Annotated in this window: 7 protein-coding genes; 6 read left to right on the forward strand and 1 reads right to left on the reverse strand. The window is 45.7% G+C overall.

What is annotated here, in order from left to right; all coding sequences use genetic code 11:
• Window positions 1-39: 39 nt before the first annotated feature.
• The 5 genes from O3C58_01960 to O3C58_01980 all read left to right on the forward strand — a co-directional run bounded on the left by O3C58_01960 (window position 40) and on the right by O3C58_01980 (window position 7,042).
• A complete protein-coding gene (locus O3C58_01960; protein MDA0690629.1) occupies window positions 40-363 on the forward strand; it encodes a hypothetical protein in 324 nt (107 codons plus the stop codon).
• Between the two features lie 101 nt (window positions 364-464).
• On the forward strand, window positions 465-3,419 hold the full coding sequence (locus O3C58_01965; GenBank protein MDA0690630.1) for a glycosyltransferase: 2,955 nt from the start codon (window positions 465-467) through the stop codon (window positions 3,417-3,419).
• A gap of 57 nt (window positions 3,420-3,476) precedes the next feature.
• A complete protein-coding gene (locus O3C58_01970) occupies window positions 3,477-5,273 on the forward strand; it encodes a glycosyltransferase (protein ID MDA0690631.1) in 1,797 nt (598 codons plus the stop codon).
• Between the two features lie 16 nt (window positions 5,274-5,289).
• Window positions 5,290-6,051 carry a hypothetical protein gene (locus O3C58_01975; GenBank protein MDA0690632.1) on the forward strand — a complete coding sequence of 254 codons (762 nt, stop codon included), beginning with the start codon at window positions 5,290-5,292 and terminating at the stop codon, window positions 6,049-6,051.
• Complete coding sequence (locus O3C58_01980) at window positions 5,996-7,042, forward strand: glycosyltransferase family 9 protein (GenBank protein ID MDA0690633.1); 1,047 nt, start codon at window positions 5,996-5,998, stop codon at window positions 7,040-7,042. Before O3C58_01975 ends, O3C58_01980 begins: the two co-directional genes overlap by 56 nt.
• Here O3C58_01980 and O3C58_01985 read toward each other — a convergent pair.
• Window positions 6,997-8,547 carry a phosphoglycerate kinase gene (locus O3C58_01985; protein ID MDA0690634.1) on the reverse strand — a complete coding sequence of 517 codons (1,551 nt, stop codon included), beginning with the start codon at window positions 8,545-8,547 and terminating at the stop codon, window positions 6,997-6,999. The genes O3C58_01980 and O3C58_01985 overlap by 46 nt on opposite strands.
• Before the next feature lie 487 nt (window positions 8,548-9,034).
• Between O3C58_01985 and O3C58_01990 the strand changes: the two genes are divergently transcribed.
• Window positions 9,035-11,194 (forward strand): Rne/Rng family ribonuclease, encoded by a 2,160-nt coding sequence (locus O3C58_01990; GenBank protein MDA0690635.1) that lies wholly within the window; start codon window positions 9,035-9,037, stop codon window positions 11,192-11,194.
• Window positions 11,195-11,299: the final 105 nt, after the last annotated feature.

Consider the following 11,299-nt stretch of genomic DNA (forward strand, 5'->3'; position numbering starts at 1 on the left):
GGTAACAACGGTAACTCATTACAGGAGCAATTATTTTTCATGAATCTCAAAATCCTGACCTTTAACTGGCACGAGCCTTATCTTTGTCTTCTCGCAAAAATCGGCCACGAATTTCTGGTGGTCGAGCCTGAAATTGCCTTTGAGAAAATCAGACGCTGGGACACAAACATGCGCCCTGTACCGGAAAATGTGCGCTTGTTATCGATTCAGGACGCAATGGAACAACTTGACCAGAATGCAGTCGATCTGGTGATTGCCCATAATGTAAAAGATCTGATAGAGATCAGGGATTACACCTTACCTAAAATATTGGTTTTCCACAACCGGCTGACCACGGAAATTGATCTGGGAAAAGCACGGTAAATCGGGAGGAGTATCTATCGAAAATTCAGCCATTTTTAAAACCTGTAAAAAAAGTATTCATTTCTGAAAGCAAAAAAAGCGATTGGGGTTTGGAAGGCAAGGTGATTCCCCCTGGAATCAATGTTGATGAATTCGACGCTTATACGGGGGAGAATTCCTGCATTCTCAGAGTGGGGAACCTGCTGAAGGAAAAAGATCTTATGCTGGGCTTCACTGCAAGCGAAAAGATCATCGCAGGGTTACCAGCCGTCACCCTGGGAATGAACCCTTCGATTCCTGAGGCCCGGCTTTCTACAAGCCTTCAGGATTTAAAAGATCACTACTGCACCTCCCGGTTATATCTGATCACAACGGTGGATGCTTACGAAGACGGGTACAACCTGTCCATGCTGGAAGCAATGGCCACGGGTATGCCGGTTATATCGACCGCAAGCCGAACTTCTCCGATTGAAAATGGGATTAGCGGCTACATTTCGGACGACATCCACTATTTGCGATCCCATGTGGCGGAATTATTGATGGACCCTGAAAAAGCTAAAACAATGGGAGCCGAAGCCCGCAAAACGGTCGAACAAAAATTTGGACAGACGGTTTTCATAAAATCATGGACGGAGACGATAAAGGAAAGAATTGTCGATTTTCTGGAGGCGACGGGAGTTTCTTTGAACGGGTCTACTGAAAGGTTCCATGAAAAGCCACGCAAAAACATTCTGATGAATTATGTGTCATACCCTGTGACCACTGCCCATTATATGGAACGGGCACTCAGAAAAGCGCACAACGTGGTCACCGCCGGGGCCATGATCACAAATGAAATTATTAAGCAATGGAATCTTGAAGCCTTGAAATGGAAAGTTGCTCCGCAGGATATTCCCTGCGAGGTTTCCGCCCCATTGTCCCACATGCTGAGCCAGCTGTCGGACGGGTGGAGCCCGGATCTTTATTTTTGGGTGGAGACGGGGCTCGGGTCCATCCCGCCGGATTTAAAGGATCATTCGATTCCCAAAGCCTGTTACCTGATCGATTCCCACATTCATTTTGAACGCCATAAGGAAATTGCTAGGCACTTCGATTTTATATTCCTCGCGCAAAAAGCGTATGTGGAGCCGATGAAGACGGCAGGATATAAGCAGGTTTTCTGGCTTCCCCTCGGGTGTGATCCTGAAATTCATGGCGAGAAAAATCGTGATGAGAAATACGACGTGGGCTTCGTGGGATCGTTGACGACCGCTCACGTGCGCCGAAAAAAACTACTGTATCGGATCGATGAACATTTTTCCCTGCATTGCGACCGCAAATTCATGGATGAAATGGCGGAGGTATTTTCCGAGTGCAGGATCGTATTCAATGAGGCGGTTAACAACGACCTCAATATGCGAGTGTTCGAGGCGCTGTGCAGTGGCCGTCTGCTGGTTACAGACGAAGCGCCGGGAAGCGGCCTGAAAGACATGTTTCAGGATAATAAACATTTGGTCATTTATAACGAAGATAACCTTATCGAACGGATTCGATATTATCTGGACCACCCCGATGAAAGACTTCGGATCGCCAGGGAAGGCCAAGAAGAAGTGCTTAAACGTCATACCTATGACCATCGGGCAAAATTCATGTTGGAAACGCTGGATAATCACTTCAGGGAAAAAGGTGGAGCGAAGTTGGTGAGCGACAAACCTGACTCGTATTACCAGAACGTCCGAATGGATATTCTTCCCCTCGTGCCTGAAGATGCCTCCTGCATCCTGGAAATCGGCTGTGCCGCCGGAGGCACCGGGAATGAATTGAAAAAGAGGGGAGGGGTATTCGTCGCCGGCGTAGAGCAGGACCCTGAAGCGGCTCGGTTGGCGCGTGAGGTGTTGGATGAGGTGATTGAAGGCAATATTGAAACGCTGGATTTGCCCTATGCCGAAAACAGCTTCGACTGTATTTTATTCGCGGATGTGCTGGAGCATCTCATCGACCCGCTTACAGTCCTGAAAAATCTACGGAAATACCTGAAGACTGAGGGAACGGTGGTTGCCAGTCTTCCTAATGTGCAGTTTCATGGGGTGGTTCATCATCTGGTGGAAGGAAACTGGACGTATCAAAAAGAAGGCATTTTGGATGAGACCCATTTGCGCTTTTTCACTTTTAAAGAAATGGAGAATTTTTTTGCGCAAGCGGGGTTTGAAATTGGTCAGGTTGAAGAAACTCTCGACCCAGTTTTCAAGGACTATAATCCGACGTATCCCGCAACCCTCACCATGGGCCGGATAACGATCAACGACCTATCTGAAGAAGAGTTCCGGCGATTTTTTGTTTTCCAATACAAAATTTCTGCCCGAAAGAAGGTGGTTGCTTCGCAATATTTTGATGAACCTGAAGGAGCTGATTCATCAGAATTGTATATCGAAGAAATGCTGGCGAAAGGTAAAACACTTGAGCAGGCAAATGACTTCAAGGGAGCGGTTCGCATTTATCGACAACTACGGGAGGCCGTTCCCGGTTGCCTGGAAGCGATCTGTGGCGAGGCCAATTGTTGCATGCACCTGCAAGACCTGGAGCAGGCTGAGAGGCTATATTTAAAAGCCCTGTCTCTTGAACCCGGAACCTTTCTTGCCCGCATGGGGTTGAGTTCCCTTGAACTGCAGCGAGGAAATTTAGACGAGGCCATTGAAGGGTTTCACGGAGCTCGTGAAATCCTGCCGAATAATGATAAGGCCTGGACCGGGTTGGGTTTGGCTTACCGACAAAAGGGAATGATACGGGATGCGCTGGACTGCTTTGCGCACGCGCTGGATATCGACTTGGAAAATCAATTAGCGTTAACCACACTCATGGAATTGTGCTACGAAGGAGATGAGTTTTCCGAATGTGAAAAATTCCTGAATAAATATCTGGTACTTCATCCAGCTAATTTAAATATTCTGTTTGGACTGGCAGGGATACAGTACAAAATGAATAAATTGGATGAAGCTAAAGAATCATTGGAAAGAATCCTGGTGTTTGATCCCGTCCATAAGGACGCCTGTGACCTCAAGGAACACCTTGGCAGAAAGCTTAGCCCCCTGCGAGCGTAGTAAATCAAGCTTGTGGGTGAGTGATTTAAAAATCTCCTTTTATCTTGGAAGCTTAGAGTGCATCTATTTAATGAAAATCTAAAATTACTCCGGGATCACGATCCGGCTTTGGCTCTCAGGGTGGAAAGTGCGAGGAGTCTGGATGCTGTCCAGGTGATAGTGTCAAAGGATGGCAATCCGGTTCCGAGAGTAGGATCTGTGAGCCTTCACAGCACCTATCGGCCCAAGGATGAAGCCGCCCGAGCGGTTTCTGAATTTGCCGTCAAAGGTGGATTGCAAAATGTGGTTTATGGGCTGGGGTTTGGCTATCACGTTGCGGAATTATTGAACCGATATTACTCCAGGTCTGTTACCGTGATTGAACCGTCACTGGAATTATTCCACGCGTTCATTTCAGCGGTGAATCTCAAACCCTTTCTGCCACGCACCCGGTTTTTAGTTGCCGAACCCACTCCAAAAATTGGAGCCCGTTTCAAGCCAGAGAACTGGAACATCCTGAGCCACCTTCCCTCAGTTCGCTTATCTCCAGACTATTTTAACAGGTTGGAACAGAGCCGGAAATTAGCCGGGGTTTTGAAATCCAATTCATTAAGAATTCTCGTGGTCAACCCGATTTACGGCGGGTCTCTGCCAACGGCACGGTTTTGCGCCGAAGCTTTGAAGAACCTTGGTCATCATGTAGCCTCGGTGGAATGCGATAAGTTTGCCGAGGGCTTTTTATCTCTTGATGGAATCACCCGCAACAAAGAAAATTCCCAGATCCTTTCGACTGTTTTCATGAATATGATGGGAGATATGACTGCCGCCAAAGCGGCGGACTTCCGCCCGGATCTGATTCTGGCTCTTGCCCAGGCGCCTCTGACCCCGAAAGCCATCCAAAAATTAAAAGTGTTGCAGGTTCCCATTGCCTTTTGGTTTGTGGAGGATTTCCGTACCCTCCCATACTGGAAAGATGTTGCCAGTTCCTACGATCATTTTTTCACCTTTCAGCAAGGGGAGTTTTTTGATCAGCTGGAAGCCCATGGTGCCAAAAGCGTTTACTACCTCCCACAAGCATGTTTTCCCGATATTCACCGAATACATGATCTGACCCCTGAAGAGAAAAAGAGTTATGAAGCCGATCTTTCCTTCATGGGGGCCGCCTACTACAACCGGCGGAAAACGTTTCCTCAGTTATTGGACCACGATATTAAAATCTGGGGCACCGGTTGGGAACTGGAATCGTCACTAGGCCAACGCGTACAGAATGAAAATAAACGGGTTTCTTCCGATGAAACGGTGAAAATTTATAATGCCGCCAAAATCCATTTGAACCTGCATTCATCCACCTTTCATGAAAGCATTAATCCCGAAGGCGATTTCGTGAACCCCCGCACATTCGAAATTCCAGCCTGTTGCGGATTCCAGCTCGTCGATCAGCGATCGGAATTGAAAGACCTGTTTCGAGTAGGTGAGGAAATTATTACCTTTAATAGTGTTGCCGATTTAAGGAAAAAGATTGCCTACTATCTGGAGCATGATGAGGAAAGAAAGACGATTGCTCTTAATGGACGCACGCGGGTTTTGTCGGAACATACTATGGAACACCGGATGACGGAATTGTTGATCTACATTTTCGGCGATCAGGTTGAAGCTCTGAAACAGCGGCTGGCCGACAGAAAAGAGCCTTTGGATGTTTTAATCGAACAAGCCGGAGCAAATACAGAGTTGGCGAAATTCCTTGAGCCGTTCCGTGGAGCCCCGGAATTTTCTCTGAAAACCGTCATTGCTCATATCGCTAAAGGCGAAGGAGCTTTGACAAAACCGGAAACTCTGTTATTGATGGTGAATCAACTGGTGCATGAGGGAAAATGATGGAGGAGAAGGAGTGATGGCTGAACGTATTCTCATAATGAGCCTGACTCGAATGGGTGATCTGGTGCAGGCAACTCCATTGATCAGCGGAATGCGGCAAAAATACCCGGATTCTGTAATCACCTTGATGGTTTCCAGTGATTTTGAGAGTTTTATCCCAAATATTCCCGATATCGACAATTCTATCGTTCTCGATATTCGCCAATTCAAAAAGCGAGAACGTGAGCAAGATCTGAGCTGGGTGGTCATTTACCAGTACCTGGAATCTTTCCTTGAGGAGGTGAAGGCCCAGCGGTTCGATCTTGTCGTGAACCTCAGCCACTCCAAGCTCAGCGCCTTAATGATTTTATACCTGGGGATTAAAAAGGTCTGTGGATTTCTTTGCAATGAAACCGGAGACCGTATGACCGAGCACCCCTGGATGCAATATTTCGGGATAGAACCTTTCAACCGAAATTATAATCCCTTCAATCTGGTCGAGATTTTTACCCGCAGTGCCGATGTTCGTCCCGAAGACCAGCGCATCAGGATTAATGTGCCAGAAGAGCCTTTATCGCTAATTGCGCCGGATCTGAGTCGTGAAGCAATAAGGGATGACGAATTAGTGATTGGTATCCAGGCAGGATCCAGTATTGAAGGTCGACGTTGGCCCGCCAGTCATTTTTGCAGAACTTGCAGACTCACTGGCGGACGGGCTCAATGCCCGAATCGTCTTGTTTGGAGTGGAATCCGAAGCACCAATTGCAGGAGAAATTTGTCGACTCGCAACGAGAAGTGAAAAAATTATCAACCTCACCGGAAAAACCAATATCCCCAAATTGATCGCCTGGGTGGGACGGTGCCGTTATCTGGTGACCAACGACACGGGCACCATGCACATTGCTGCGGCCTTGGGAACCACAATCGTGGGTCTGTTTTTTGCCCATGCGCACCCGTATGAGACAGGACCCTATTCTCCCGGTCATGTGCTGTTTCAGGCACGAATATCCTGTGCCCCTTGCAGTTACGGGGTGCAATGCAACAATATCGTTTGTATTCATAAGGTCAAGCCCCATCATTTATATTCCATGATACAGGCGCATATCAACGCGGGGGGCTGGAATCTGACGGATGATATGGGGCCCTTGGATGAAGTCAATATTTATGAAACTCGCTATGGAAACGATCAGCGTCTGACCCTCAAACCCCTGACCCGGCATCCTATTAAATTGGATGATGTATTCCGCTGGGCTTACTCCAGTTTATGGCTCGAGTCTTTGGGAGAATATGACCATTGCGACAACTCCAGGGACGAAGCCGCAATGGTTGAACTTATGTGGCAGGATTACGACTGTGGTGGCATCGATGAAATTGTGGAGCCTTTGCGATACAAAATTGAGGTGGTGAAGGATCTTATCAAGTTAAGCCGGGAAGGAACAAAGGCCACGACCTCCCTTATTAAAATGTTACATTCGAGACCATCATCAAAAAAAATGCAGGCATTGGGTGATAAAATCAGCGGGATAGACGAGACGCTGAACCAGACAGGATGTGCTCATCCCGAGATAAAGCCGGTCATTGATTTATTTGTGAAACGAAAGGAAAATTTTCAAGGAGACGATGTCGTTCGATTGGGAAAGGACACCTTGCGTTGTTATGAACAAATGAGAAAAGAATTTACCCGGCTAATTCTTTTACTCAATGCGGCTGAAGAGTCCTTTGCTCCGGGTGTAATTGATAAAAATCAAGTGGGATTCGATTCCATCAATGCCCTTGTTCCCGGCAGATAGCTGGCCCAATCGGATTTTCCCGTGTCCTGCAAAAAACCTTCCAGGAACCCTAACGCAGCGCCCCCTCCGGTAGAAACAAAAAAATTGGACGTAAAATAATTCCAAAGGGTGTAACTCTCTTCATCCGTAAACCCAATAGTGAGCAGGTTGCGGTTGATGGGAGGGAGAAGTTGTTTTTCAATTTGCTTCTTGATCAGGTTTTTCAGTTCATTGATGCTAACTTTGTTGAGAATAGCGGCTGAATCGCCGCCCCCAATCACCACATATAGTTTAGGATTGATAAGGACGGCGCTAAAAAGCAATTTGGCAAGTTCCAAAGACCCTTCCTGATGGGCGTTGCAGATTGGGTGATCGTAGGCGCCCAAAGGCCCATTCCAAAAAACGTTTTCAATATCATCTGTCAAAATTGTTCGAGAATAATTTTCGATCGTTTTGGGGCCGAGGTCCAATTGAAGTTCTTTATTAAAATCAGGTAGGGCTTTTACCGTATAAGTCGAATCGTGAAAATCCGAAACTACCTTATAGTCTTCGGGAAAAACAATTTCGACCCCGTTTTTGTCCGCTAGAACCAGAATTTCCTCAGCCAGTTTGGTTTCATTTATTAAAGTTTGGCGGTCTTCATCACTTTTCCCCATCAATTTATTTGGGATGGTCTCCAAGCTTAAGGGAGCGACCTGATCTTTTCTTATTTTGGCTAGAAGAAAAGCATTTACCATTTTTCCGCCGATTATGATACGCTTGACCTTGGATTGCACAAATTGCTTGAGGATCGAAATTTTGTCCTCAATCTTGGCACCGCCGGCAATAACTACGGTTTTCTGAGGGTTGGAAAGAACCCGTTTCCCAAATTCCCCCAAGGCCTTGACTTCTTGATAGAGTAGATTGCCCGCCACAACAATCTTTTTCTTTTGCCGCATGAGGTTAGGAAGCATTTTAATGCTCCTGGTGACCCGGTGACTGCATCCAAATGCGCAGTTTATGTAAACATCAGAGATTTTAGCGATATCATTTATAAATTCTTCTCTGTAAGTTTCAGGGTTTTTCGGTTCCAGGAGATAACGCAGGTTGGGAAGAAATTTAATCCCTCCTGAAGGCAATCGGTGGTGTGAAAGAATTTCCAGAGAATGCTTTAAGTGAGAATCTATGATCTCTGGAGGAAAAATGGTATAAGCGTCGCCATATCCTTTGCGGATCAGGGTATCAAAATGGGTGCTGATAAACTGGATGTTAAATATCCCATCCCAGCCATCGTGATCCTTGGTTTTATGCGGTCGTCCCAGATGAGACCCGATGATGATTCGGCACTCCCCATCGGTCAATTCATGAATTTTTTTAAAGGTGAGATCAAGAAAACGTCGGATCCGGGTGTCGTCGGCCACTCTAAAATATCCCTTTTTGGCAGAAAAAAGGGGAACATTAAAATCCACGCGGATGAAAATCGTTTTTCCCACCAAGTCCTCGGGACTGAGAGAGTCTAAATTAGCCATGCCAATCAAATCCAGCATTATACTTGTCACCCAAAAATGTTTCTGATGAATAATGGCCCCAACTGAGTCTTGTGGAGTGGGGTGTATGCAACGTTTGTCAGTGCGAATGGAAATTGGAGAATTCTAAAGAAAATTCAAGTTTTTATAAATAAAGACCGTCGTAACATTTAAAGGGTCTTTGAATGGAGAAAAAACGATCTCAATCTAAAACCCTTGTAAAATGGCAATTTAAAAAACTGGACTTCCTTGTCTTACGGTTTTCGATACTTCATGACAATTAAATGGTGTAACTGCCGACTCGGTAATTTGCATAGTTCCAGCTGAAAAATTGAAAAAAACAGCAAAATTTAGGAATCTAACTGGTTAGAGATGATTCATTCTATTGAATTTTAACAAATTATACGGAATTGAACAACCTTTGTAATCAAAGAAATTTTAGTTTATTATAACGAATTAAATAAGGATTTTGTCCTTAGAGGCAAATAAAAAGCGAGAAATAGAAAAAATGTCAAAAAAATTAATGTTAATTAATGCGGATCACCCTGAAGAATGTAGGGTGGTTATTCTGGAAGATGGGAAAGTCGATGAATTAATCGTTGAACACGCCTCTCACGAGCAGATTAAAGGAAATATTTACCTGGCGGTCATAAATCGGGTAGAGCCTTCGATAGAAGCGGCTTTTCTTGATATTGGCAGTAAGAAATTCGGGTTTTTACCATTTAAGGATGTTCGGAAGGACTCTTACCTTCAGACAGGTGAAAAAAAGGCCAAGATCAGGATTCAGGATGTTTTGGTCCGAGGACAAAAACTATTGGTGCAGGTGGTGAAGGAGGGGAGGGATGCCAAGGGGCCTTCTTTGACCAACTGGATCAGTCTGCCGGGGCGGTTTTTGGTTTTGATGGTAGGGCAGGAGGCAAGTGCGGTTTCTCGTAAAATTGAAGATGAAACCGAGCGCAAGAAATTAAAAGAAATTATTGCTGATTTTGATCTTCCAGAAAATATGGGAGTGATCATTCGTACTGCAGGACTGGGGCGGACCAAGTTAGAGCTTCAGAAGGACCTGCAAATGCTCATGAAAATCTGGGATCAGCTGGAGGCTGATATGAGTGCCGAAACGACAACCGCCCCGGGTCTTTTATATCGCGAGCCAAATATGGTGGTTAGAACCGTTCGCGATCATTTCACCGCTGACACTTCTGAAATCATCGTAGATGAAGCCGATGCCTATAAAGCGACTTTGGGTTTTGTGAAAATGGTCATGCCCCGGTTGCATCGGAGGGTTAAGTTTTATAAAGAAACAAAGCCCTTGTTCTCCCATTACAAGGTGGAACAGCAGATCGAATCCATATACGATCGAACGGTTCAACTACCTTCTGGAGGGTCCATTGTTATTGATATTGGGGAAGCCATGGTTTCCATTGATGTCAATTCCGGGAAGACCACGGGTGCCAGTCAACTTGAAGAAACCGCTTTAAACACAAATATTGAAGCGGCTAATGAAATCGGCCGACAATTGCGATTGAGGGATCTGGGTGGGCTGATCGTGATCGATTTTATCGACATGTATCAGAAAAAAAATAAGGCTCTGGTTGAGCGTGAGTTAAAACTGGTTTGCAAAAAAGATAAAGCCAGAATCAATCTGGCTCGAATTTCTAAATTTGGCTTGATGGAAATGTCGCGGCAACGAATGTCGCCGCCGGTGAAGGAAGGCGTTTTTGAAACTTGTAAGTTGTGCGAAGGATCGGGGCAAGTCAAGTCGGTTGGAGCCCTTGTTTTGGGAATGTTGCGGAAAATTCAGGAAACCCTTGCTCAGGGAAATGTCGGATTGCTCGCGGTGCATGTTTCTCCCGAAGTTGCAGATTATATGCTCAAGCATAAATTAAAATATTTGATGGAGTTGCAGGAAAAACATAAATTCATAATTGAGTTTGTCAGTAAATCTGGCCTTACTTATGATAATTTCGCCTACAACGTCCTTGAAAGGAAAAAGGATAAGGTTGAAGAAGTAGAGCGGGATGGAAAAGCCCGTGAAGGAAGACCGGAAGCAGGAGATGCGGGCAGACGTATCACAGCACCTGCCAAGGAAGAACGGTTCTCTAGGAATAATAGAAGGCGGGGATCAAGGAATGGACCCAGGCCCAGTGGAGCTCCGGACCGGGGAAATAAATCCGTTCAGGGTGAAAACATGCCAGTAACAGCGACTGAAGTCAGGCCCAGTGAAGCGCCTGAACAGGAAGGTAAATCCGTTCAGAGTGAAAGTATGCCGATAACAACGACTGAAGTCAGGCCTAGTGAAGCGCCTGAACAGGAAGGTAAATCCGTTCAGAGTGAAAATGATGATGGAAAATCAAGCGATCAGCGCGCCAAACCGGTTGCCAGAAAACGGTTTACAAGGAGAAAAACTTCATCCAGACGGACTTCACCCTATAGAGGCCGAAAAAGCCGGGTTGAAAAGACCGATGATGCTCAAGGAAGGAATGAAGTTAAACCTGATGCCGATGGCAATAGAAAAACTGAAGTGGATGGAAATGTTCGCGAAGCGAGTCCTGTCGTGAGTGCAAGGCCGCTCCATGTTGAAAATTCAGTGCCTCTGGCAAGACCACGACCAAGTTCCGAGAACCATGATTCTGGAAACAAACCTCCTAAGGAAGAAAACCTTTTTTAAGAGGGTGGCAATTGCCCCATGGTAAAAGCGGTTTCTGTTCTTTAGCAGGTTGCTGAAAAAGAGAAAAATCCGTCAGCGAGTTAAGTTTTACAGGTTTTTGCTTTT

The organism is Nitrospinota bacterium (assembly GCA_027619975.1).
GTDB lineage: Bacteria > Nitrospinota > Nitrospinia > Nitrospinales > VA-1 > JADFGI01.

What these genes read in the sequence shown, in the direction of transcription:
- O3C58_01960 (MDA0690629.1), top strand. Translation starts at nt 40, where the DNA reads ATGAATCTCAAAATCCTGACCTTTAACTGGCACGAGCCTTATCTTTGT.
- O3C58_01975 (MDA0690632.1), top strand. Translation starts at nt 5,290, where the DNA reads ATGGCTGAACGTATTCTCATAATGAGCCTGACTCGAATGGGTGATCTG.
- O3C58_01985 (MDA0690634.1), bottom strand. Translation starts at nt 8,547, where the DNA reads ATGCTGGATTTGATTGGCATGGCTAATTTAGACTCTCTCAGTCCCGAG.
- O3C58_01990 (MDA0690635.1), top strand. Translation starts at nt 9,035, where the DNA reads ATGTCAAAAAAATTAATGTTAATTAATGCGGATCACCCTGAAGAATGT.